The 24,768-nt window shown below is 68.1% G+C and carries 16 protein-coding genes; 10 read left to right on the top strand and 6 right to left on the bottom strand.

The window, feature by feature from the left end; all coding sequences use genetic code 11:
* Positions 1–9: 9 nt before the first annotated feature.
* Positions 10–2,433 carry a hypothetical protein gene (locus ESB00_RS05120; protein ID WP_129046646.1) on the bottom strand — a complete coding sequence of 808 codons (2,424 nt, stop codon included), beginning with the start codon at positions 2,431–2,433 and terminating at the stop codon, positions 10–12.
* A 239-nt stretch (positions 2,434–2,672) separates the two neighbouring features.
* Between ESB00_RS05120 and ESB00_RS05115 the strand changes: the two genes are divergently transcribed.
* The 5 genes from ESB00_RS05115 to ESB00_RS05095 are packed head-to-tail and all read left to right on the top strand — an operon-like array spanning position 2,673 to position 15,441.
* Positions 2,673–4,694, top strand: coding sequence for a hypothetical protein (locus ESB00_RS05115; protein WP_129046645.1), 2,022 nt, complete (start codon positions 2,673–2,675; stop codon positions 4,692–4,694).
* Positions 4,695–4,700: 6 nt separating this feature from the next.
* On the top strand, positions 4,701–6,797 hold the full coding sequence (locus tag ESB00_RS05110; protein WP_129046644.1) for an ArnT family glycosyltransferase: 2,097 nt from the start codon (positions 4,701–4,703) through the stop codon (positions 6,795–6,797).
* Positions 6,798–6,811: 14 nt separating this feature from the next.
* Positions 6,812–9,160 carry a hypothetical protein gene (locus ESB00_RS05105; protein ID WP_129046643.1) on the top strand — a complete coding sequence of 783 codons (2,349 nt, stop codon included), beginning with the start codon at positions 6,812–6,814 and terminating at the stop codon, positions 9,158–9,160.
* A gap of 40 nt (positions 9,161–9,200) precedes the next feature.
* A complete protein-coding gene (locus ESB00_RS05100; RefSeq protein ID WP_129046642.1) occupies positions 9,201–11,561 on the top strand; it encodes a hypothetical protein in 2,361 nt (786 codons plus the stop codon).
* Between the two features lie 22 nt (positions 11,562–11,583).
* Complete coding sequence (locus tag ESB00_RS05095) at positions 11,584–15,441, top strand: hypothetical protein (RefSeq protein WP_129046641.1); 3,858 nt, start codon at positions 11,584–11,586, stop codon at positions 15,439–15,441.
* Positions 15,442–15,833: 392 nt separating this feature from the next.
* Here the strand turns inward: ESB00_RS05095 and ESB00_RS05090 are convergent, their stop codons facing one another.
* The 3 genes from ESB00_RS05090 to ESB00_RS05080 all read right to left on the bottom strand — a co-directional run bounded on the left by ESB00_RS05090 (position 15,834) and on the right by ESB00_RS05080 (position 17,244).
* Entirely contained in the window at positions 15,834–16,163 is a 330-nt protein-coding gene (locus ESB00_RS05090) for a DUF7677 family protein (RefSeq protein WP_129046640.1), read from the bottom strand.
* 29 nt (positions 16,164–16,192) lie between these two features.
* Complete coding sequence (locus tag ESB00_RS05085) at positions 16,193–16,792, bottom strand: DUF805 domain-containing protein (RefSeq protein ID WP_129046639.1); 600 nt, start codon at positions 16,790–16,792, stop codon at positions 16,193–16,195.
* Positions 16,793–16,872: 80 nt separating this feature from the next.
* Positions 16,873–17,244, bottom strand: a complete 372-nt coding sequence (locus ESB00_RS05080) for a hypothetical protein (RefSeq protein ID WP_129046638.1) — start codon at positions 17,242–17,244, stop codon at positions 16,873–16,875.
* 323 nt (positions 17,245–17,567) lie between these two features.
* Here ESB00_RS05080 and ESB00_RS05075 point away from each other — a divergent pair, with 323 nt between their 5' ends.
* From ESB00_RS05075 to ESB00_RS05055, 5 genes are all read left to right on the top strand, one after another.
* On the top strand, positions 17,568–17,753 hold the full coding sequence (locus ESB00_RS05075) for a hypothetical protein (RefSeq protein WP_129046637.1): 186 nt from the start codon (positions 17,568–17,570) through the stop codon (positions 17,751–17,753).
* Positions 17,754–18,010: 257 nt separating this feature from the next.
* Complete coding sequence (locus ESB00_RS05070) at positions 18,011–18,637, top strand: RNA polymerase sigma factor (RefSeq protein ID WP_129046636.1); 627 nt, start codon at positions 18,011–18,013, stop codon at positions 18,635–18,637.
* Complete coding sequence (locus ESB00_RS05065) at positions 18,634–19,638, top strand: FecR domain-containing protein (protein WP_129046635.1); 1,005 nt, start codon at positions 18,634–18,636, stop codon at positions 19,636–19,638. Before ESB00_RS05070 ends, ESB00_RS05065 begins: the two co-directional genes overlap by 4 nt.
* 174 nt (positions 19,639–19,812) lie before the next feature.
* Positions 19,813–23,097 carry a TonB-dependent receptor plug domain-containing protein gene (locus ESB00_RS05060; protein WP_129046634.1) on the top strand — a complete coding sequence of 1,095 codons (3,285 nt, stop codon included), beginning with the start codon at positions 19,813–19,815 and terminating at the stop codon, positions 23,095–23,097.
* 70 nt (positions 23,098–23,167) lie between these two features.
* A complete protein-coding gene (locus tag ESB00_RS05055) occupies positions 23,168–23,638 on the top strand; it encodes an energy transducer TonB (RefSeq protein WP_164976054.1) in 471 nt (156 codons plus the stop codon).
* 333 nt (positions 23,639–23,971) lie between these two features.
* On the opposite strand, the gene ESB00_RS05050 is transcribed toward ESB00_RS05055, so the two are convergent.
* A complete protein-coding gene (locus tag ESB00_RS05050; RefSeq protein WP_129046632.1) occupies positions 23,972–24,469 on the bottom strand; it encodes a nucleotidyltransferase in 498 nt (165 codons plus the stop codon).
* Positions 24,432–24,626: a hypothetical protein gene (locus tag ESB00_RS05045; protein ID WP_129046631.1), complete on the bottom strand. Its 195-nt coding sequence runs from the start codon at positions 24,624–24,626 to the stop codon at positions 24,432–24,434. Before ESB00_RS05045 ends, ESB00_RS05050 begins: the two co-directional genes overlap by 38 nt.
* Between the last annotated feature and the right edge of the window lie 142 nt (positions 24,627–24,768).

Raw genomic sequence — 24,768 nt, 5'->3', positions numbered from 1 at the left:
CCACGCGGCTCAGCCCTGCGTGGCCTTGTATACCAGCACGCGCACCGGGGTCGCCTTCAGCAGCGGATCAACGGAGAGAATCAGCCAGCCGCCCGGTTCCGCGCACCACATCTTGAAGTCCGCCTTCCGGTCGCCGTCCCGCGCGATCATTTGCGTGAACACCTCCAGGCGGCCGCCGCGATACCACATGCCCCGCACGAACGGGATATGCGCCGGGTCCCACGCCTCCACCAGGGCCTGCCCGGAAAACTCCGTCACAAAGCCCTCCACCTTCAGCCAGAGTTCGCCGCCGGGGAGCAGTTCGACGCCCTGGTCCGTCACCCGGCCGTTGCGCATGAAGGCCTTCGCCGGGCGCCAACTCCCGGGCAGCAGCTTCGCCAGCGTCGGCTCATCCAGCGGCGTGCCCGGCGTCCGGCCCGGATAAAGCCACTCCGGGTTCTCGGGTCCGGCATTGAACGTGTGCAGCAGCTGCGGCCCGCGCCAGCCCGCGAGGATCACGCCCTTGGCCTCGTCTGGAACATCCACGGTGAAGAACGCCGCCATGCCGCTGCTGTCGATCGCGTAGGGCACGCGGATTTCCTCCTCGCCGGCCGGCAGCTCCACGCGCTGGCGCCAGCGCTCGAACCGCGCCTCGGGATTCGCCTGCGCGTAGATCGCGAATTCCGCCGCCGCGGCCCGGGGCGGCGCCCCGTCCGCCCGGCGCACGACCACCTCGCCCTGCAGGCGGTTGCTCTGCGCCTTGAGCAGCATCGTGCCCCGGCCCTCGCCGAACGCGATGAACTGGTTCCACTCGTTTTTCCCCGCAAACCGCCCGGCCGACACGAGCTGACGCGAGTCCGCGTTGCCGCCGAAGACCCGCGTGAACCAGATGGGCGAACCCGACACGCCGTCGGCGACGTTCGCGCTGTAAACGGAAAATATCTCGCCCAGCGGCAGCTTGTCGAAACGGTGCGTCAGCAGCGGCAGCTGCCGCTGTTCCCAGTAATCGAGCACCCGGGACACCGTGATTTCCCGGATGGTGCCGTCACCGAGCAGCTGCGCCAACCGGGCCGACTCGGCGCGACCATCGCTGTTGCCCGGCTGACGATAGACGGAGATCGGCAGACCCGGCGTCGCCATCGCCGGCCAGAGGTGCGCGGCCCATTCCGTGCCGGGACCGTAGAAGTGCCCCGCGCGGCGCTCGGCCGGCAGCGCGGCCCGCCAGGCCCCCAGCTCCCGCAGCGACTCGACCGTCTCGGGCGGCATGAAGGTGCCGCGAAAATAACCGAAGTCGGGGCCGGCGCTTCCGGCGTCCACATAGGCCGCCCGCGGGCTGCCGGAGTGGCCGAACTGAGAACGCTGTCCGATCCACGCCGAATGCCACGCGACCGCCCCGATGCCCAGCGCCGATGCGAGCATCACGGCGTTGAACCAGCGTCCCTGCGCCGGCAGCCCGAAGCCGAGCCACAGCGCCACCAGCAGCGCAAGCCAGCCGCCGATGCCGGTGTAGGCGATGTCCATGTTGGTGGCGAGCAGCACCACGCCGCCGGCGTAGGCCACGAGGCCGCAGACCACGGGCAGGATCCGTTCCCACCACCCGGCCTCGCGCCAGGTGTGGATCAGGATCTGCCCAACGGTTTGCACGGTCAGCACCAGGCCGATGAGACCAACCGGTTTCAACAGCAGGCCGTAGTAATGGTCGTTGAACGGCGTGAGGAGGTATTTCGGGGAAAACGCCTCCAGCGCCATGCCGCTGCGGCTCGACGCGGGCAGCGTGATCACGTTGTGCCACCAGGTGGCGAACGACGCGCCGGTCCAGGCCATCTCCGCGAGCACGGGCAGGGCCAGGGCCCCGAGGTAAAACAGGACGGTCAGCAACACGCGACCGGCCGACGCGCGGCCATTGAGCCCGGCGCGCACCGCCCAGGCCAGGGCCAGCGCCACGGCCATGAGTTGCATGTTGATCTTGTTGATGCCGCCGAAAAACAGGCCCGCCAGCGCGAGCAGGTGCCAGCCGAGGTGCTCGCGCCGCAACACCGGCGCGACCGCGCCCGCCCACGCGACCACGGTCAGGCAGATCACGCCCCACGGGTTGTACCACCACAGCGTGTGCTGTGACACCGTCGCGCACACCAACCCACCCGCCATGACCGCCGCGGCGGGGAGCGACCAGCGCCGGGCCAGCATGCCGAGCAGGACCGCGTAGGAAATCAGGATGCTCGCGGCCCCGCCGAGGGTCATCGCCTGAAACGTGCCGCCACCGACCTTCTCCGACGCCCAGTTGAGAAAATACCAACCGGCCTGCGCCGGCGTGATAAAATCGACGTAGGGTTTCTGCCCCGCCTCGATGCGGCCCGCGCCGGCCATCGCCAGACCGTAGTCAAAGAAACTGCGCAGGTGCGTGTGGTTGCGCCACCACGGCGCCAGCGCCAGCACCGCGAACAGCCCCACCACGGCCCACGCGGCCCATGACGGTCTGGTTTTGGAACTGGGGCTCGCCGGTGTCAGAGGCGCGAGCAAACAACGCCCTCCGCCGGACGGGCAAGCGCGTTCTGAATATCCCGGCTCGCGTTGTCCCGATGGCGGGGTGCGGTCGCCCGCCGGTCATGGCGAAACCGCGGCCGCATCGCGCACCCCGTGACCCGCTTTCATGCTGACAGCCGGCGGCGGGCCGCCTTTCGTTGGCCGTCTTCATGCCCAGCCTGTTCGCCAGCCCGAGGCCCCGCCTCCTCTCCTTCCTCACGGTCGCCCTCGCCGCCCTGGTCTTCGCGCTGTTCACGCAGCACGCGTGGGAGGACTACTACATCACCTACCGTTCCAGCAAAAACCTGGCGACGGGGCACGGCTTGGTCTTCAACCACGGCGACCGCCTGCACACCTTCACCTCGCCGCTCGGCGTGCTGCTGCCGGCGGTGGCGAGCCTGCTCACGGGCAACAGCTCCGATGCGGCCGCGCTGTGGATTTTCCGTTTCATGTGCATCGCCGCGCTGGGCGGCGCGGCCGCCGTGCTCGTCGGGCTCGCCCGCCGGCTGGCCTGGCCCGGGGTGGCCGCCGCCCTGCTCGCGCTGTTGCTGGCCACCGACGCCAAGATGCTGGACTTCACGATCAACGGCATGGAGACGGCGTTCATGCTGCTGTTCCTCGGTCTCGCGCTGCGGGCGCATTTCACGCCCGGCCCGCGCCAGTGGCTGCACCTCGGCGGCGCGTGGGCGGGCCTCATGTGGACCCGGCCCGACAGTTTCATCTACATCGGGCTCGTGGCCGCGGGCTGCTGGATCTTCAACGACCCCGCCCGCACCGGCGGCGACCGCCGGGCACAACTGCTCGTCTTCCTCAAGGCCGGGCTGCTCACCACCGCGCTCTACGCTCCGTGGCTGCTGTGGGCCTGGTGGTATTACGGTTCGCCCGTGCCGCACACCATCGTGGCCAAGGGCGCGCAAAGCGGCGGGCTCCTCGCCTGGACGCGTTTCCGGGAAAACTTCTGGCAGTTGCCGTGGAAAATCTGGTCGGGCGACACCGCGGCGCTGGGCGTGTTCCTGCCGTCCTACCACATGTTTCCCGCCTGGCCCGCCTGGCTGTGGCCGTTCGGCCGCGTGCTCGCGACGCTCGCCAGCGTGATCTGGCTGCTGCCGAAAGTGCGCCCCGAGGCGCGGGTCGCGTCGCTCGCCTTCTTCTTCGCCGCGGCCTACCTGTCCTTCGTCCCCTACTTCCCGTTCCCCTGGTACCTGCCGCCGGTGGGCCTGCTCGCCTTCGTCGCGCTCGCGAGCGTGCTCGGCCAGCTCTGGACCGCGGGCGGGGCGGTCGGCCGCTGGGTCACGGGCGCAGTGGGCGTCCTGCTGCTGGCCGTCGGACTCTTCATGACGGTCGGCACGGCGCGCCAGATGCGGGCGCAGCAAACCCTCATCGAGGACGGCACGCGGCGCGAAATCGGCGAGTGGCTCCGCGCCAATGCGAAACCCTCGGACACCGTGTTCATGGAGCCGCTCGGCTACATCGGCTTCTTCTCCGGTCTGAAAACCTACGACTGGCCGGGCCTGTCCTCCCGCGAGGTCACGGATGCCTGCCGGCTCGTCGGCACGCCCTGGGCCCATCTCATTCTTTATCTCCAGCCCGACTGGCTCGTGCTCCGCGCCACCAGCGACGGGCAGCTCGAGCGCATCTCCGGCGAACTCGTCGCATCCGCCTATGAACGCGTGCGCGAGTTCAACCGCAGCGCCGACGTCGCACAGCTCGACGTGCCCGGCCGGTCCCTGCTCGAGTTCGACGCCCACTTCATTGTTTACCGGCGCAAACAGGTGCTGCGGCAGGATCGGGACGGTTACCGCATCGCCGCGCTGATGCCGTCGAATCCGCAGAACGCCCTCGGCCGGCCCATGCGGCTCGTGCACGCTCCGGGCATCCTCGTCGCCCCGCTGCCGCCCGGCGTCCGCACGCTGGACGTGGCCTACGGCATCCCCGACGGCGCCCGGGAACAACCCTACGCGACCAACGGTGCGACCTTTGAGGTGTGGCTCACCGACGGCCGCGAGCGGACGCGGCTGCTGTCCCGCTCGCTCGACCCCGTGGCCCAAGCCGCGGATCGCGGCCTGCAACAGCTTTCCGTCACCCTGCCCGACCGCCGCCATCCGACCGATGCCTGGCTGTCGTTCCTCACGCATTCCAACGGCAACACGGCCAAGGACTGGACGTTCTGGTCCGATCCCGAGCTCCGGTAATCCGCCATGCGTTTCCTGCCGCCCCGGACCACTTCGCTCCTCGTGCTGCTGCTGATCACGGCGGGCACGCTCTGGCTGCGGTGGCCGGCCTTCAGCTTCGGGCTCTGGAATCTCGACGAAGCGATCCACGCCACCGCCGCGCGCGCGATCCTCGACGGCGGCGTGCTCTACCGCGACGCCATCGACCAGCGCACGCCGCTCAGCTATTACGCCGTGGCGGGCGTCTTTGCGATTTTCGGCGAGAACAACCTCTGGGCCGTGCGCTGCGCCATCGCGCTGCTGATCGCCGGCACCGGCTGGCTGCTGTTTCTCGCCGGCCGTACGCTGCGCGGCGGATTCGCCGGCATCGCCGCGGCCGCTTTGTTTGTGCTGCTGACCACCGCGATGCTCTACGCGGGCGACGCCAACGCCGCCAACACGGAGTGGTTCGTGGCGTTCTTCACCAGTGCGGGCGCCGCGGTGTTGCTGCTCGGCGGCACGAAGCCGTCGGCGCGGCAGATTTTTCTGACCGGCGCGCTGTTCGGGTGCGCGTTCCTGTCCAAACAACCCGCGCTGCTCGACGCGGCCGCGCCCTTTGCCACCCTGCTTTACCTCGGCTGGCGGGCGAACCGGCCGCCCCGCCGGCTGGCGCTGACGCTGCTCACCCTCATCGGCGGCTGGCTGGCGCCGGTGCTGCTGACCGCCGGCTACCTGGCGGCGCGCGGCGCGCTTGGTGACGCGATTTTCTACACCTGGATCTACAACCTGCGGTTCTACGGACCGGAAACCACGCTCGCCGACCGAGTGATGAGCGCGCTGCTGCCGTTCCGTCTGCTCGGCGCGGCCCAACCCGGGTTGCTGGCGCTGTGGTTTGCGGGCGCGGGGTTTGTTCTGCACCGCGTGCTGCAACGCCGCCCCGAACCCGCGGAACAGGCGACGAACCCGGGCTTGCTGTTCGTGGCGGTCTGGTCGCTCGTCGCCCTTGCCGGGGCGGCGGCGGGCGGGCGTGATTTCCAGCATTACCACATCCAGTTCCTCGCCCCTTTTTCCCTCGGCGCCGGCCTCGCCCTCGCACTGCTGCCGGGTTGGCTGGGGTCGGCACGCAGTCGCTGGTTGCGCGTCGCCGCGGCTTTGCTGCTCGCGCTCGTCACCTACCACACCGCGGTGCTTGCCCTGAGCGCGCGCCGGCCCAACCGCGTCGTTCCCGTGGATCCTTCGATGCGCGTGTCGAACCACATCCGCGAACACAGCAACGCCGCCGACCGCATCTTCGTGTGGGGCTACCACCCGGACATCTACCTCCTGGCCGATCGCCTGCCCGCGAGCCGGTTCCTCTACGCCTCGTTCCTCACCGGCCTCGTGCCTTGGACCAACGGTGCTCCGGGCGTCGATACGAGCTACGCCATCGTGCCGGGCGCGATGGACACGCTGTTGCGCGACCTCGCCGCGAGTCGTCCGCTCTTCATCGTGGACTGCAGCGCGGGCCCCAACCGTTTCTGGTCGAAGTATCCGCTGGAGAAATTCCCGCCGCTGCACGCCTTCATCCGCGCCGGCTACAAGCAGGTGGAATCGCACTACTTCCTGCCGCAGGGCTTCCGGCTTTTTCAGCGCAAGGAACCGGGGGAGATCGTGCCGGAGGAGGCGTTCCCGCTTCTGCCACCGGCGGTTACCGACCAGTTCACCCTCGGCACCCTGGGCTCGCCGCTGGTGCCCGTGCGCGCGAGCGCCCGCCACGGCGCCGACGTGACCATGGTGGACCGGCATTTGGAATTCTTCGCCCACGCGCCCTCGACCATCACCTACCGTGTGCCCGCGAACGCGGCCTTTCTGCGCGGCGGGTTCGGCATCCGGCCCGGCGCCTATGCCCCCGAGAACAAGGGCCCGACCGACGGCGCGGAATTCCTTGTGCGCTGGCGCCCCGACGGCGGCAAGGAGGAGATCCTCTTCCGGCATCTGCTGCGCCCCCGCGATGAGCCCGCCGACCGCAGGGTGCATGGTTTCCGCGTCGCGCTCCCGCCGCACCAGGGCGGCGAGTTGGAACTGGTGATCACCGCTGGCCCCTACGAGAACACCGCCAGCGACTGGACCTACTGGAGCGACCTCCTGCTGGAATACTCCCGCTGACCCGCCCCGCCCGCATGTCCGCCGCCTCCAGCCTCACTGCCAACCGGGTGCTTCGCGCGCTGTGCTTCGCCGCCCTGGCGGCGGGTGCTTTCATCCTGCCGGCCATGCCGTCGCTCGGTCTCGACTCGGCGTGGCAGATGGCGCTGGGCCGCGTGTTCGCCGACGACCGCGCCTTCGGCACGGAGGTCGTGTTCACCTACGGCCCCCTCGGCTGGACCATGGGCAACATGTATTGGGGCGCGCAATGGGGCGCGCTCGTCGCGTGGCACGCGGGCCTCGCGCTCATCCTGGCCGCGCTGCTCACCTGGCAGGCCTTCCGACTGCCGCCGCTTCACCGGGTCGGCTTTCTGCTGTTCTTCCTCACCCTCGGCGTGCGGCATGAGGACATCCTGCAGCAGGCCGCGATCGCGCTGGCCGGCTGGGAACTGATCCGCCGCTCCGCCGGACCGTGGCAGCGCTCCTCGGTCGCGCTGCTCGCCCTGCTGGCGCTGCTGTCGCTCGTGAAGTTCACCAACCTCGTGCTGGCCGTCGCGCTGGTCGCGCTGGCCTCCGCCGCTCCGCTGGCCCGGCGCGACTGGCGGGCCGCGGCGAAGGGGCCGGCGTGGTGGGCTGGCCTGTTCCTCGCGGGCTGGCTGTTCTGCGGGCAGAACCCGCTCCATCTGCCGGCTTACCTGTGGCACTCGTGGGAGATCAGCAGCGGCTATCAGGATGCGATGGGTTGGTCCTGCCCGAGCGTGCAGCTTTACCACGGCCTCGCGACGGCGGCGCTCCTCGTCGGGCTCCTCGGGCTGCGCGCGCTGGCCGACCGCGACCGCGGGCGCGGGTGGGCGCTTGCCGCCGGCGCGGCGGCCTATCTTTTCCTGAGCTGGAAACACGGCTTCATCCGCGCCGACGGCCACCAGCTGGTGTTCTACTTCGCGGCGCTCGCGGTGGTCGTGAGCCCGCTGCACCTGCCCGGCGACGCCCTCCGCTGGCCCTGGCCGCGCCGGCTGCTGCTGGTCGCGACGGCGCTGCTCGCCCTGCGCGGCGCGGAACTGGCCACACCCGGAGTCGCCCCCGCCACGCTCGCGACGCTGAAGGACCGTCTGCAACGCCAGGCCTCGCTCCTGCTTGAGCCGCGCACCCTGCGCGCGCAATACGACTGGACCCTCGACTCGCTGCGCGCGGAGGTGCCGCTGCCGCTCGTGCGCCGCGTGGTCGGCGACCGGCCGATCGACGTGCTGGGCTATGAGCAGGACGTCCTTCTGCTGAACCGTTTCAACTACGCGCCGCGCCCCGTCTTCCAGGGCTACTCCGCCTACACGCCCCGGCTCGCCCGCCTGAACCGTGATTACTTCGAATCGGAGCGCGCGCCGGAGTTCGTGCTGTTCAAGCTGCAGACGGTGGACGACCGCCTGCCGAGCATGGACGATCCGCTGGTGCTCGACCTGCTGCCGCAGCGCTACCGCTATCTTTTCACCGAGCGCGGCTTCACGCTCTGGCAACGCAAGGCGGCACCCGCCGGTCCGGCGGCTTCGCCCGCGCCCGTGCGCAGCGTGACCGCCCGCCTCGGCGAACCGGTTGATCTCACCGATCTGGGCGACCGCTCTGTGTGGGTGCGAATCGATTACCGGCTCAACCTGCTCGGGCGCGTCCGCCGCCTGCTGCTCAAGCCGCCGATGATGCGGCTCAAGGTGACGGACACCACCGGCGCCGTCTCGGATCACCGCCTGCCCGCGCCGATCGCCGCGACGGGTTTTCCGCTCAGTCCGCTGGTCCACGACATTTCCGAGTTTCTCCGCGCAGCCAATGGCGAACCCGGCCGGCGCGTGGCTTCGTTTGTCCTCGAACCCGCCCCGCAGGACCGCGACTGCTTCCAACCGGAGGTCGCCGTGGAAATCTCGGTCACGACGACCGCGCCGGGCACCGGCTGGGCCGCCCTGTCGCTCGGGTCGCCGGAGCTCCCGTTGGAGTTTGTGCGGGGCACCGCCCCGTTTGGCGCCCAGCTCTCGCAGGTGGAGGGCGGGCTGGAATACTATGCCCACGCGCCCTCCTCGCTCGTTTACCGCGCCGCTGCCGGCGCCACCACCCTGCGCGGAAGCTTCGGTCTCTACGATGGAGCCTACGCCGCGACCAACGCCGGCGCCTCGGACGGCGCGGAATTCCTCGTGCACTGGCACGCGGCGGACGGCCGGTCGGAAATGATCTTCCGCCGCCTGCTGCGCCCGCGCGATGAGCCGGCCGATCGCGGTCCGCAGGATTTTGCCGTGCCGCTGCCTGCCGGGGCCGGCGAACTGGAGTTCGCCATCGGGCCCGGCCCGGCCGGCAACTCCGCGAGCGACTGGACCTACTGGCGCCACCTGCGCCTCGAAAATTCCCACTAGACGCCCCCCGCCCCCGAACCTAGGAATGGCCCCTCAATCCATGGAAACCGCGTCCGCCCCCTCCGCCCGCCCGGGTCTCCTTGACTGGACCTTCCGGGGCCTCGGCTTCGTCGCGATGGTGCTGGTCGCCTTCACGCTGCCCTATTTCCCGGCCATGGAGCTCGACTCCTCCTGGCGCATGGCGATCGGGAAATTTTTTATGGAGGGCCGCCAGTTCGGCCGGGAAGTCGTGTTCACCTACGGCCCGCTCGGCTGGGCGATGGGCAAGACCTTCTGGGGCGCCAACTGGAACGTCCTCGTCGGCTGGCATATCGTGCAGGCCATCGTGTTCTCCGCCGTCGTCTTCTGGCACGCTTACCGGCTGACCGGATACGCGCGGGTGTTTTTCTTCCTGTTCTTCTTTCTGTTCGGCCTCTCCTACCAGGACGCGATTCACCAGACGGTCATGGCTTTCGCCGGCTGGGAACTGATCCGCCGCAGCGAGGAGTCCTGGCGCTGGTCTTCCCTCGGGTGGATTGCACTGCTGGTGGTCCTCTCGCTGGTCAAGTTCACCAACCTCCTGCTCGGCTTCTTCCTCGTGCTTGTCGCCTGCGCGCTCGCGCTCTGGAAGACCCGGCGCGCCACCGGGCTGATCGTGCCCGGCGTGTTCCTCGCGCTCTTCATCGCCGGCTGGGCCGCCTGCGGCCAGAACCCGCTCAACCTGCCCGCCTACTTCATCAGCTCCTGGCAGATCAGCCAGGGTTACCAGGACGCGATGGGCCTCTCCTGCCCCTCCGGCCAGCTCTACCGCGGGCTGGGTGTCGTGGCGCTGGTCGTGGCCTTCCTTGGCGTGAACTTCCTCACGAGCGCCGACCGCGTGCGCAACGGCGCCCTCACGCTCGGGGCGCTGGCCCTGCTCTACCTCAACTGGAAACACGGTTACATCCGCGCCGACGGCCACCAGATCGGCTTCTTCTACGCCGCGCTCACCGTGATCGTCAGCGCGCCCCTGGTGCTCGAGCCCTCGCCGGTGCTCCGCTGGCTCAAGCACACGCTGCTGGCCGCGGCCGGCCTCCTGGCGATCGTCAGCTGCGACCTCGTGCTGCCCGGCCTCGTGCGCGGCGCGCTGGGCGGCGCCCAGAACAACGTCAACACCCACGCCGGGTTCTTCCTCGGCGTGAACCACGGCCGCGAGGTTTACGCCGGCAAGTGGGAGGCCGAGCGCAACAACTACGACCTGCGCAAGGTCAAGGAGACCGTCGGCCGCGCCTCGCTCGACGTGCTCGGCTTCGAGCAGGCCATCGCGCTGTTCAACGGCTTCAACTACCAGCCGCGCCCCGTCTTCCAGGGCTACTCCGCCTACACGCCCTACCTGTCGCGTCTGAACCACGACTACTACGCCTCGGACCGCGCGCCGGAGTTCGTGCTCTTCAAGCTCCAGACCCTCGACGGCCGGCTCGCCATGATGGACGACCCCGACGTCCTGCGCCTGCTCGTGCAGCGCTACACCTACCTGTTCTCCGAACAGGGCTTCACCCTCTGGCAGCGCAAGCCGGGCGCCTTCGACGCCGCGGCCTTCGAGCCCAAACTCCTGCGCACCGCAACGACGACGATCGGCGCGGACCTCGACGTCTCCGACCTCGCCGCCGACCAGGGCGTGTGGGTCGAGATCGACTACCGCTTCAACCTCCTCGGCAAGCTCCGCCGCTTCCTCTTCCGTCCGCCGCTGGTGAACCTGCGCATCACCGACGACCGCGGCGTCGAGTCCGTCCACCGCCTGCCCCAGCCCATCGGCCGCGGCGGCTTCATGCTCAGCCCCGTGGTGGACGACATGCTCTCCTACATGCACGCCGCCGGCGGCAAGCCCCCGCGCCGCGCCGCCCGCATCCGCGTCGAGACCGCGCCGCAGGACCGCGACTGCCTGCAGGAGGAGGTTGTCGTGCGCTTGTCCGCGCTGCCGCCCTCCGACGCAGGCAAGGACTACTTCAAGAGCGCCGACCGCGCCAAGTTCCACATGTTCTCCGAGCCGCCGATCTCCTACGAGGCGCACAATCCGCCGAACGAGGACCTCATCGACTCGCGCACGGTCATGATCATGCACGCGCCCAGCCAGATGATCTTCGCCGTGCCCGCCGGCACCACGATGATCCAGGGCGACTTCGGCTTCGTCGCCGGCGCCTACTCGAAGGGCGGCAACACCAACGGCGCGCTCTTCACCGTGTATTGGACCGACGGCTCCGACCGCATGGTCCTGCACGAGCGCTACCTCAACCCGGTGCCGCGCCTCAACGACCGCGGGCTCCAGCATTTCTCCGCCCGCCTGCCGAAGGGCACCGGCCATGTCGTGATGCGCATCGACCCGGGCGAGCACGGCGAATACGCCTTCGACTGGACCGGCTGGACCGGCATCGAATTCAAGTGAACCGGCCCGCCGCCACCCGTTGATGTCGCCCGCTGCCTCCAGTCGCGCGTGGTTCTGGACGGCGGTCGCGCTCACCGTCGCCAAACTCTGGCTCACCTCGGGCCAGACGATCTACGCCATCGGCGCGGCCATCCACGACGACAAGCTCTTCGCCCTCCAGGCCGCGCATCTCATCAACGGCGACTGGCTCGGGCCCTACAACCAGTTCACGCTGGCGAAAGGTCCGTTCTTCCCGCTCTTCCTCGCCGGCGTCTTCTGGACCGGCCTGCCGCTCATCCTCGCGCAACAGCTGGTTTACGCGGGCGCCGCCGCCACGCTCACCCGCGCCCTGCGGCCGTGGTTCACGTCGGCCGGCGCACAGTTCGGCCTCTACACGCTGCTGCTCGCCAACCCCATGACCTGGGACGCCGGCAACCTCGGCCGGCTCATGCGGCAGAACGTCTACACGCCGCTCGCGCTGCTCGTGGTCGCGGGCCTCGTGCGCCTGTTCCACCACCGCCGCGAATCCTGGCGAAAACAGGCCGCCCCCGCCGCGCTCGGCGGCCTGGCGCTCGGCTGTTTTTGGCTGACGCGCGAGGAAAGCGTCTGGCTGCTGCCCGCCGTCGGCCTGCTCCTCTTCGGTGTCGCCGCGTCACTCGGCCGCGAACTCGCCACCCGCTGGCGGACGCTCGCCGTGAGCCTCGGTCTGTTTGTCGGCGCCGCCGTGCTGCCCTCGCTCATCGTCTCGACCCTGAATTACCGCCACTATGGCTGGTTCGGCACGGTTGAGTTCCGCGCGAAGGATTTCAAAGATGCCTACGGCGCGCTCACCCGGCTCCAGGTCGGTCCGGAGCTGCCGCACCAGGTGCCGGTCACGCGCCAGATGCGCGAGGCGGCCTATGAGCTGAGCCCGGCCTTTGCTCAGCTGCGTCCGCACCTGGAGGGCCCGATCGGCGAACACTGGGTCGAGAAAAACCTCTTCCCCGCCAGCGAGCGCCAAATCCGCGGCGGCTGGTTCGTGTGGGCGATCCGCGACGCCATGGCCGCCGCCGGCCTCGCGCCCGATGCCGGCACGGCGATGCGGCACTACCGGCGCATCGCCGACGAACTCAACGCCGCTTGCGACGCCGGCAAGGTGCCCGCCCGCCCGCGTCGCTCGGGCTTCGTGCCGCCGCTCAGCGAAAAGGACGTCGGTCCGCTGGCCGACGGCGCGGCCGAGTACCTCGCGTTTTTTATCCAGTTCAAGGGCTTCACCGCCCGCGCGCCCGACAGCGTCGGCGATTACGCCGAGCTCAAGCCGTTCCGGGACATCGTGAACATGCGCCTGAGCCACGCGCCGCGCTCGCCCGATCCGCTCCCGCCGGCCCAGGCCGAAGTCGCCCGTGCCAAGGTGGAACGCCTCGAATCCTTCGGCCTGCTGATCGGCCGTCTGTTTGGCTGGCTTGGGCCGCTGGTGCTCTTTGTCGGCCTCGTGCGCACGCTCGAGTCCGCCGTCAACCACCGCCCCACCTTCCGCCTCGGGCTGGCGCTCGCGCTGCTCGGTGGTTGCGCGGCCTACCTCGTCATCAACGTGCTCGTGCACGTCACGGCCTTCTTCAACATGAGCCCGGCGGCGATGGCCTCCGCCTACCCACTCTACCTTGTCGCGCTCGCGGCCATCGTGGCCGACGCCTGTGCCGCGTGGCGTCAACCCGCTGCGGCCGACACGCCGGTTGCTTCGACAACCGTCGCGGCCAACCCGCACCGCCTCTGGCTCGTGCCGACGGGAGTGATGGTGTTCGTTTTCGCCGCGCGCCTGCGGGAAATCGCGACCTACGCCGCCGACATCCCCTACAACGACCAGTGGATCATCGAGGCGCAGCAGATCATCGGCCCGTGGCTCGACGGAACGCTGCGGCCCTGGACCTTCTTCACGCCGCACTTCGAGCACCTGCCGGTGTGGACGCGCCTCCTGAGCTGGCTGCAGGTCGTGTTCACCGGCCGCTGGGACCCGCTCGTGCAGATGACGCTCAACGCCGCGCTGCATTCGCTGTTCATCGGGCTCGTCGCCCGCTGGGCGTGGCGGACCTTCTCCGCGCGCGGCGCGGGCCTCGTCTCCGCGGTGCTGCTGCTCGGCGGCGCGCTGCCCTTCGCCTGGGAAAACATCGCGTGGGGCTTCCAGTCGCAGTTCCCGTTGGCGCTGCTCTGCCTCTTTGTCCACGTGCACGGCGCGCACACGCAGGAGCCCGGCAGTCGCCGCTGGTGGTTCGCGCAGGGCATGGGCATGGCCGGACTCGGCACGCTCGCGAGCATGTGGGCCGCGCCGCTGGCGGTGGTCGCCGCCATCCTATGGACCGGCCAACGGGAACGCCGCCGCCTGGTCGCCCCGGCCGTGGTGGCGGGAATCGGGCTCGCGATGTTCGGCCTCATCCACTGGCAGGCCGGCGGCCGCGCCGGTCCGGCCAACGAAGCCCGCAGCCTGCTCGACGTGCTGCATGGCGTGATCTTCCAACTCGGCTGGCCGAGCAACCTGCCCGGCGCCGCGGCCATCCTGCAGGTGCCGTGGCTCGTGCACGCGCTGCGCCTGCGCGGGCGGTCCGATGCCAACGCCGCCGACCGCATCATCTTTTCCCTCGGGCTCTGGAATCTCGCCCACGCCGTGGGCCTGGCGCTGGCGCGCGGCGGCGGCACCGAGGGCCATGTCTCGCGCTACGGCGACCTGTTGTTCATCGGCGCGCTGGCCGGTGCGCTCGCCCTCACGCGCCTTGTGCCCGCCCCCGGCCGCGTGCGCTGGCCCTTCATGGCCGGCGCGACGCTCTGGGGTGCGCTGCTCGTCGCAGGCCTCTGGCAAAACGCCACCGAGGGCCACGCCGCGTATTTCCACCAGACCGCCGCCCAGAGCAACCAGGTGCGGCGCGAGGCGCTCCGCGCCTACCTCGAACGCGGCGATCCCCAGCCGATGGAGCAGAAGGAAACGCGTTGGGTGCTGACCAACAGCCCCGAACTCGTGCGCCCGCTGCTCGACCGGGCGGACTTCCGCGCGCTGTTGCCCGCGTCGGTGAACCCCGCCGGCGACACCGCACTCGGCCGCCTCAACCGCGGCCTGCAGGAGCGCTGGCCCTGGTGGCTGCTCGGCGGCGGCCTGCTGCTGAGCGCGGGCCTGGTCCTGACCTTTGCGCGCCCGACTCACGACCAACCGCTGACACAGCTCGCGCCCGGCACCGACCGCTGGCCCGGCTGGGTGGCCTTGGCCGGCGCCGTGGCCTGCACCGGCGCTCTGTTCCTCTGGAGCAACCCACTCGTCTTCAGCCGGGAGGCGCGTTGGACGCAGATGCTTGGCGGCGACGCCGCGCTGACGGACATCACCTACGACTTCACGTTTAACTCACCCCTGCCGCCCGAACGGCTGCAGGGTGCCGCCCCGCTCTCGCCGCCGGAACTGCGCAACCGTTTCTACGGAACCGCCCCCGAGGGCCCGGGCTGGACGGGCACCATCTTGAGCTCCTCCTTCACGCTCAGCCAGCCCTGGCTCGTCGTGCCCTTCGCCGGCTATCCGACGGGCGACGGCAACGGCCTGCGCCTGCGCCTGCTCGACCACGAGGGCATCTGGCAGGGCGAGGAGATCAGCTGTCCCGGCCCGAATCAGGAAGGCATCGCCTACTGGACGGTGGACGTCACCGCCCATCGCGGCCGGCTGGCCCGGCTGGTGCTCTACGACGGCCGCACCGAGGGCCAAGCTTGGATCGCCGTCGCCCCGCCCATTCCCACGGACCGCCCGAATCTCGCCGTGGACCTGACCCAGCGCCTCCAGCGCGAAAGCCAGAGCCGCCTCCACGCCACGCTGGCAGTCCTCGCCCTCGCCTTCTCCCTCGGTGCCTTTGCCTGTTGGCGGAACCGCCGAATCGCAGGCGGGATTGCATGAGCAAATCACACCCCCTTGCCGGGTGCCGTGATCGCTTCACTCCTGTCGCACTTCAAACCTGATACTATTCTCTTCGAAGCCGCACCAGAATTTCATCGGTAGCACAGCATCCCTTTCGTGATGGCACGAACATACTCGCTCTTCTCGTATCCCGGATTTCGGCGCTCGAGTTCCGCTGGGATGACTATCCAACCCTCAACAGGCTGGTTCTTAACTTCGGATATGTGATCCCACTTGCGCTCCCAGATCTCGGATACCAACAGGTATGCAGCTTCCTCAAGGGGCGATAGTTTGATCTTTGAGGTCATTTTTCTTTTGGATCGATTACTATGAACCTTAGTCGGGCGCCAACCCGGACATTGGCTCTGGCAACAGGAGATCGGCATTCTTCTTCATGATCTTTTCGGATCAATCTTTGGTGGCGGTTGGTGGAGGGCAACCTCCCAGCCTTCGAATTCCGGCTCCGGGCGCCGACCGGTGACATAAGAGAGTATATACTGAGCCGCTCTTCTTTCGGCATGACGTGCGTTGATGACCTGACCGCGCTCGTCGCACTCGAGGACGTTCGCGTAAATGGCGTAAACCTGCTCTAGCGCGCTCGGCTCTTCAAAAATGCACGAATAATCGATGCCCTCTAGGATCGGATGACCGACGCTGCGATTGGCGATCCAGAATGAGAACGTCCTGAGTGCACCGCTTACTGATTCACTTAAACGAGGCATGGTGATTTTTCTCCGCCAGTAAATTGAAGTCAGGGACGCGTAGCCTTTGGTTGATCGACAGAGACCGGGGCGCCAGCCGGCGTTTCCGGTAGTTGCTTGGCGCTCCCGTCCTCTGCCTTTGATGGGATAAAGAATAAAACAAAAAACGTCAGAAATGCAGTGAACGGGAAGAGCGCAAAGACTATCGCCATTCCCGAAGGCACGCCCGCGTCACGACACCGCGGTAACAGCAAGCCAAGGGCACAATACAGAAAGCTGGAGACGGCCAGAATGACAAAACTGGCCGGTTGGAGAAACGGGATGAACTCGAGAAGAACCGCCAGCGCGACGGTGCCGAAGACAACGCTGGCGGCTCTGATCCTGTATTGCCTGCGGTCCAGACGCGCTGGCAGCAGCCAGGTATCGGTCACCAGCACTCGGCCCGGTCCTGATGGCAACGATGGAGGAACCGTGCTCGCAAACTTCGCCACCGAGTCGGTGGCCAGACCACGCTGCTCCAGTTCCACCAGCATGATCGCCACTGCCTCTGGCGTATATTGCTGCTTCTCAACGGAAGCAGCCCGAGCCAATCGCTCCAGTGGCCAGGTCGAGTAAAGCTGACGAAGTGACGCTTCTTCTTTTGGGGACATAGTTTCTATCGGCCAACGTTTACGATGCGTCCTGACTGCATGTCAGCCGGGACATTGGGATGGGCTTCCGGATTAGCGATCTAAGCATAAACGGGATGATCTATGCGGGTTGGAAGATACTCTTCCACTACAGTGCCGGCGGGTGCATCCAAAGCACGCAAAGCCGCCAATATGACCGCCAATCCTTCTTCGCGTTTCGTCAGGATGACGTCTATGCCGCAATACTCGATGGTCTTGCCTTCACCCAGCTGCGACCCGCCGCCGCATACGTTACCAACCCCAAGTCCAGAAAGTTTGTCCGCTAGCGGATCCTCAAAGCGATCACCGCGCTCAACAGGTCCGATATTCCCGGGAATCTTAATGTAGAAGAAATGCTCGCCTCTTTTTTGAGCATCACAGGCAAAATCAAACATCACCGCCTCTCGACCTGAATAGGGATTCTCTTGGGGCATTGTTCTTGTGCCTATTATCTACGACGAGCCATGGACGCGCGCAGTTCCGACCTGGGCTCGGTGGGCTGTGGAAAAGTGTGACGAGGGCAATGTCTTAAATGCTGCACCATCTTGCTGGCTGGTCCGGGGTGGCCGCGGCCCTCGGCTTCCCGGATTGGTCAGGACTTGATACGCCCCCGAGGGACGACGTCAATGTCACCGGTGCCGGGAGATATCCTCGGTTGATCCGAAAGGGCGACGGGGCAGCAGCGTCGCAGGTATAGCCCCGGAGCTGCGCCCGGAGCCGCACTTGACGACCCCGTTTTTGGGACGAATCTTCCTGCGTGGAGAAACCTGCGATCAAGATCCTCGGCCATTTGCGGCAGACTTCGTGGCCGCGTTTCGCCCGGTTGCAGCGCACCGCCGCCCGGTTGGCGCGGGGACGCGGCCAACCCAAGGGCATCTACAAGTTCGCCAGCAACGAGGCCTGCACCGTATGGACCGAGAGTCTGAACCGCACCGGGAAGTAGCCCGCGTCCCCACCGATGGCAGCTTCCTGCAGGCGCTGATCCAAACCCGCAACCCGGCCTCCTGAACGCGCGCGTGGAGTGATCGCTGGTTCCCGGGTAAGGCGAACTGGGTTAATGTCTTCTCCGGCCACATCTGGCGCGCCCATGCCTAACCCATGGGGCAAAGGGAGGAACCGGTCGGTCAATAATCGCACCGCCGGATAGCGGGTCGGGGCTGCGCGGTTGTCTTCAGTGGTGAAGTGTTACACGCTACCACCATGTCCGAACCGCCGCCCAGTGACCGGACCTTCGCCGGGCTCTACCAGCGCACGCTCACGCCGCTGCGGCAGCACCTCGCCCGGATCCTCGGGAATTCCGCGGAGGCGCAGGACGTCGCCCACGACGCCTACCTGCGGGTCTATCCGCTCGTGGAGAAGCAGCAGGCGGAAAAACCCGAGGCCCTCCTCTACACCACGGCCCGCCGCCTCGCCTTCAACCGCCTCAAGCGCCGCCGCATCGTGCCCTTCCTGCCGGAACCGCCGGCCGACGATGTCCTGCCCTCCGCCGCACCCGGCGTGGCCCAGCAGGTGATGGCCCGCCAGGAACTCCAGCAGCTGGAGCAGGCCATCGCCGCCCTGCCCGAGGGCTGCCGCAAAGTCCTCCTCCTCCGCAAGGTCGAACTCCTCTCCCACCAGGAAATCGCCGACCGCCTCGGCATCGCCATCAGCACCGTCGAAAAACAGCACGCCCGCGCCCTCCGCTTGCTGAAGGCCGCGCTGCAAAATACCGGCGGAGCTTCCCGCCCCGCCGTCCCCTCTGTGGACCTCCGTTCTCCCTTCTCCCTTCGCCCTTCTCCGTCGTCCCCGGCCACCCCCGCCTCGCGTTCCGAGGCCTTCCCGTCATGAATCCTTCCACGCCTCCTACCGCCCAAGCCGACGAACAGGCTGCCCTCTGGGCCGCCCGCCTCGACGGTTCCGAGCTGTCCGCCGCCGACCAGCGCGAACTCGCCGCCTGGCTCGCCGCCGACCCGGCGCACCGCCCGCTCCTTGCCTCCTACTGCCAGTTTTCCGCCGATCTCGAGCAGCAGCTGCCGTTGCTTGCAGGGGTCAGGGACGAGTTGGCGGAATCCCCCACCGCGTCAATGGCTGTCCGTCCGTTTCCCTGGTTGCGCCGTCCGGCATGGGCCGGTGCGACGCTCGCGGCGGCCGCGGCCCTTGCGGTTTTTCTGTGGCCCGGCCAGCCACAGAATCATTCTCAAAACCTCGGCACCGCGGTCGCCACCCGGCAGGAATTCACCCTGCCCGACGGCTCGCAGGTCGAGCTGAACGCCCAGACCGCCGCCGCCGTCGAGCTCACCGCCACGGAGCGCCGCGTGCGGCTCGCGGGCGGCGAGGCCTTTTTCCGCGTGGCCAAGGACCCCGCCCGGCCGTTCTACGTCGAGACGCCCGCCGGCTCCGTGCGCGTGACCGGCACCGCGTTCAACGTCCGCACCGAGTCCGCCGCGAGCCTCGAGGTCACGGTGCGCGAGGGCTCCGTGCAGGTGCGCCCCGGTGGCGGCGGCGCGCCGCAGAACCTCACCGGCGGTGACCGACTCGTGCGCGACGCGCAGCAAATCAACCTAGCCCGCCTGAGCGCCGGCCAGCTCGACGACACGCTGGCCTGGCGTCAGGGCCGCATCGTCTTCGCCGACACGCCGCTGCGCGAGGCCCTGGCGCGTTTCGCCCGCTATCACGGACGCACGCTCACGGCCAGCACCGCCGCCGCCGGCAAGCGTGTGGGCGGCAACTACAGCCTCGACGATCTCGACGGTTTTCTCGCCTTCCTCGAGGAGACCGAGGGCATGAACCTGCGCGTCAGCCGCGAGACCGACGGCGCCATCCGGGTCCGCCTGCCCGACGAAAGCTGAGCCGGATCCATGCAGGCGATACCACACCCCCTCGGCTTATCCGCTCGGGAAGGTGGAGCCCGCGCGGAGCGCAGGTTCCACCCCGGACCAACTTCGCCGGCGCAGCGTCTGGCAGGTTGGTGGAACGCGTTGCTCCCAACGCGTTGTTCGACACCCGCTCGTAGAACCAACGTCTTGGGGACAAGCCGTTCCACCTCGATCTTCGTATTCCGCCTTGGCCTGCTCGCCGCCAGCCTGCTGCTGGGTGTGATCAGTCGGGCCGCCCCGGTGGACTTCAACCTGCCGGCGCAGCCCGCCGCCGAGGCCCTGCTGGCCTTCTCGCGCCAGGCGGGCGTGGAGGTGCTCTATTCCTACGACGACCTGCGCACCGTGCAGGCGCAGGCGGTCAGCGGCCGCCTGGAACCGGCGCAGGCGCTGGAACAGCTGCTCAAGGACACGGGCTTCGCCGCCCGGCGAAACCTGCGCGGGAAATTCGTGATCACGCGCGTCGTGTCCACGACCGGTGCGATCACCGGGCGTATCCTGACGCCGGCCGGCGAGCCCGCCGCGAACCTGCCGGTCGCCCTCGCCGGCACGCGCCTGCGCACGACCACCGATTCGAACGGGGCCTTCGTGTTTCCGACCGTCGCACCCGGCACGCACCGGCTTTTCGCCGGCGGCCCCGGCTACCAGTTGCTGGAGCAAACCGGCCTCGCGGTGGAGACCGGCAGCGCGCTTGACCTCGGCTCGCTCCGGCTGCGCGCCGCCGCCGACATCACGGTGCTCGATCCCTATGTCGTGACCGAGCGCAACGACCGCCTGCCCATCGGCGAAGGCGTGGGCGCCGCCCCGCGCCGCGCCGCCGGCAACCTTGACCTGCCGCGCACGGCGGACAACGCGCTGCCGTTCACGGTCTTCAACCGTGAGCAGATTGTCCGCAGCGGCGTCGTGCAGCTGAACGAGTTCCTCCAGCGCGAGCTCCTCGAGTCCAACACCACCCAGCCGCCCGAGCAGGACAGCACGCAGGGCAGCATCATCTCGGGCAGCTCCAACCTCCAGCTGCGTGGCTACGGCTCCGACGAGACCGTCATCCTCGTCAACGGCCGGCGTCTGCCGGAAACCTTCACGAACGTCCCCGGCGAGCTCGGCACCCCCGACGTGAACCTCGTGCCGCTCTCGCTCGTGCAGCAGATCGAGGTGCTCCCGACCTCGGCCTCGGCCCTCTACACCGGCAACGCCGTCGGCGGCGTGATCAACATCGTGCTCACGCCCGACCTCGACGGCACGGAGCTGCGCACCACCTACACCAATGCCATGGGCGGATTCGATGCCCCGCAGGCCTCCGTCTCGCTCTCCCACGGCCGCACCCTGCTCGACGGCCGGCTGCGCCTGCGCCTCAACGCCACCTTTACGGAGACCGCGCCCGCGGTGGAGAGCGAGCTCGGCTACCAGCGCGCCCGGCTCGTGCGCACCCCGGCGGGCTTTGCGCCGCGCGACACGCCCAATGTCGTCAGCGCCGACGGCTCGCCCCTGTTTGGGGCCGGCACGGCCAACTTCGCGTCCGTCCCGCCGGGGGCCGACGGTCGCGGCGGGCTGGCCGCGTTCACCGGCAGGCAGGGCGTGTTCAGCACCGGCCCCTTCGATCCGCCGGGCGGCCTCGCGACGAACCCCAACAGCCAGGATTTCCTCTACGGGCGCGAGCAGCGCCGCGCCACCTGGTATGGCTCGGCGGTGTTCGATGCCACGCCCTGGCTCCAGCTTGGCCTCGACGCCAGCTACGGCCGCACGATCGTGCACCGCGGCCACGAGGTCTTCGCGGCCGAGCTGGAACTCGCCCGCGCCAACACCACGCTGAATCCCTTCGGCCAGGACCTGCGCGTCGCCCTGCACGAGACCACGCCAGCCCTCGGCCAGAATTACAACGAGGCGCAGCTCGACTCCTTCTCCTTCGTGGGTGGCGCACTGCTGAAGCTCCCGGGCGACTGGAAGCTGACCTTCGACGCCCAATATGCCCGCAACGTCGCACGTTACCGCGGGCTGGTGGGCGTGGATCACGACCGTTGGCAGCAGCTCGTGGACGCCGGTCTCTACCAACCGTTGCGGGACACGCAGGTACACGGCCCACCGCAGGAGTTCTACGACCGCGCGCTCATCCATCACGGCGGGCCGGGGCGGTTCGTGACGCTCGGCGACTACCACACGATCGAGGGCGCCGCCCGGCTCACCCACGAGGCGCTGCCGCTGCCCACCGGCGAGGGCACGCTCAACCTCGGGGCCGACTACCGGCTCAACCGCCTCGCGCCCTACACCTCCGCGCCGCGCTTCGCCGACGGCACCCCGGCCGCAGCGATTGAGGAATGGAGCGGTCGCACGCTCGAGCGCATCAGCGTCTTCGGCGAAATCCAGGCCCCGCTCGTGCCCGTGCGGATGCTGCCGCGGGCCATCAGGTCGGTCGAGACCGACACCGCCGTCCGCTACATCGTTTCCACCCAGTCCAATGAGACGAATCTCGCGCCGACCTTCGGCCTCAAGGTAGATCTCCGCAACGGCCTCGCCTTCCGCGCCTCCTACACCACGTCCAACCGGTTTCCCAACCCGGTGATGAGCCGCCGGCTGGACCAAGGCAGTGGCAGCGGCTCGGGCGCCGATCTCGTGAGCATCGTTGATCCGGTTCGCGGCGAGAGCTACTTCACCGACGCGAAGGTGGCGGTGAATCCGGACATCCGCGCCGAATCCGCCGTCACGCAGACCGCCGGCCTGGTCTTCACCCGCGGCCGCACGCACCGCTTCCGCGCCTCGCTGGATTTCGCCGACACCACCAAGACCGACGAGATCATCGGGCTCACGGCCCAGACCGTGGTGAACCTCGAATCCTTTTTCCCCGACCGGGTGGAGCGCGATCCCGCCGGCACCGGCCGCATCACCACCCTGCTGACCGGCTTTGCCAACGTGTCTCAGCGGCACTCGCAGAACTGGAACCTCGCGGCCGAATACGCCTGGAGCGGCTTCCTCGGCGGCACGCTCGAGCTGCGCGGCCGCTGGGTGTGGTTTCAGCGTTACGCCAACCAACTCGACCCGTCGCAACCCGTCGTGGACCAGCTCGATCATCCCGACGGCACCGCGCCCGGCCTGCTGCGTCACCGCCTCACCTTCGGCGCCGCGTGGACCGGCCCGGCCTGGGGTTTTGGCGTGGACGGACACTACCTCGGCGAGCGCACACTGCCCCTCATCGAGCAAGCCGCCCAGGGCGCCAGCCGGATCAAGCCCTACTGGCAGTTCGACGCCTTCGCCCAGACCGACCTCACGCGCTGGCTGCCGGGCAACCCGCAGAACTTCCGCCTGCATGCCCAGCTGCGCGTGAACAACCTCTCCGGCTTCGACTTCCCGAAATACGCCGCCGACCCCACCGGCGCCGGCGTCCAGCCCTACGGCGACTGGCGCGGCCGCACCTACTCGCTGTCGGTGACCGCGAGCTTTTAGAGCCAGCAATCATATTTTCATGGGTGATGAACCCCGTTGCGTGGAGCGTGTCGAAGATGGCTCGTTATCCATGAATCACCCCTATAGACATTCAATCCTCGCGGCGATTTTACCGGCGATTATGTGGGCCCTTGCCGGCTGCAGCACCCACCAACCGGTCGTTTCGTCGATCACGGCCAAGCCCATCGGCACGATGATGCACAAGGGCCTGGAAGTCTCGGTTTTCGATGCCAACCAGGTGCGCTGCGACAAGTCCACGCCACCGGTCTATCCGACAGAAGCAAAGCGAAACCGGATCCAGGGAGTCGGAGTAGTCCGGATCATCGTGGATCAAACCGGAGAAGCGATTGACTACACCGTCGTCAGCAGCTCACCCACGGCGGAGTTTGGCCAGGCGGTGTTGGACGCGGCCAAGCGTTGGAAATACTATCCGATGGCTGACGAGAACGGACGTCCGGTCATCTACATCCTGGAACAAACCATCCGATTCAACCTGGGGGAAGAAATGCCCGCAGCTGGCGGCGGCTGGAACGGATTGTGATGCGCTGAAAGTCCGGAAAGGAATGCTTTAACATCTGTTCCAGGATCAAGACAGACCTCATGCAAAGTCCGCGAAGGTCGCACAGGAAGACCGAAACCTTGGCGGACTTGGACCAGTTTAAATTGAAGTGTAGCCGCTTTGGAGCGCAGTCCCTCGACAGGCTCGGGACCTTGAGCTTGTCGAAACGGCGACAAAGTGGTCGTCCCCTGACCCCGCTTTCGCCTGCGGCTTAAGCGCGGCTACAACTCTTATGAATGTGCTATAGCGCGAGGTATTCCAAGTCCGAGCCGTCGGCGCGGGAGCTTGGGCTTCCGGAGTCAATAGAGGCGCGGCTCAGCGCGGCTCCGATCGCCCGAGCTGGCGTTTGGCCTGGATGGCGCGCAGCTCCTTGGCCACAAGCTTGTCCTTGTCACGGCCCAGAGTCTCCTTGGCCTTAATCAAGTCCTCCATGGAAATGACGTGGCAGGTTCGCCCGAACAGCGGAACCGCGATGGCGTGCTGCAACAGGGCTTGGTAATCTCCGATGCCCAGCACACTGCCGAGCACATCCACGACGCCCGCATCTGTCTCGAGATAGACGTTGGCCAGAGGCTGGCCCGCCGGCGGGTGCTCCAGAAACGACAGCCGCTGGTGGGTCATGCGATGCACCGGGTGCAGATCGGCCAGCGCGGATCGCAGTTTCGCCACGTTTTCGGGCGACATCACCGCGCAGATGTCGAGATCCTCAGTGACGTAGGTGGATCCGTGCAGGACGCCGGCAAATCCACCCACCACCACGAAGTCCAGACCCGCGTCAGCGAATCTCTGCAGCAGAACGTGCAGACTTTTCATAGGCGGCTCCGGCTTCCTTCAGGGCCCACATCAGCTCCTGCGCCGAGGCGTGCCGCAGCACGCGTTCCTCGTAGCTGAGCGCGAGGTTGGAATCCACCAAAGCCAGATCGATGCCGGCGCGGCGGGCTTCCTCGATGGCTTGGGCGGGATCATCCATTTCGCGCAGTATTGTGATCTCACCGCCGTCCGCAAAGCCGGAATTTTTCGGGTTCGCAAAAAGGTGGAGCCCGCGCTCCATCGCGGGCTGGGATCGAGCCAACCGGCGCGGAGCACCGGTTCCACCAAAACTGACCGGCGCA

Source organism: Oleiharenicola lentus (assembly GCF_004118375.1).
GTDB lineage: Bacteria > Verrucomicrobiota > Verrucomicrobiia > Opitutales > Opitutaceae > Lacunisphaera > Lacunisphaera lenta.
This window is presented reverse-complemented; position numbering and strand designations above follow the sequence as displayed.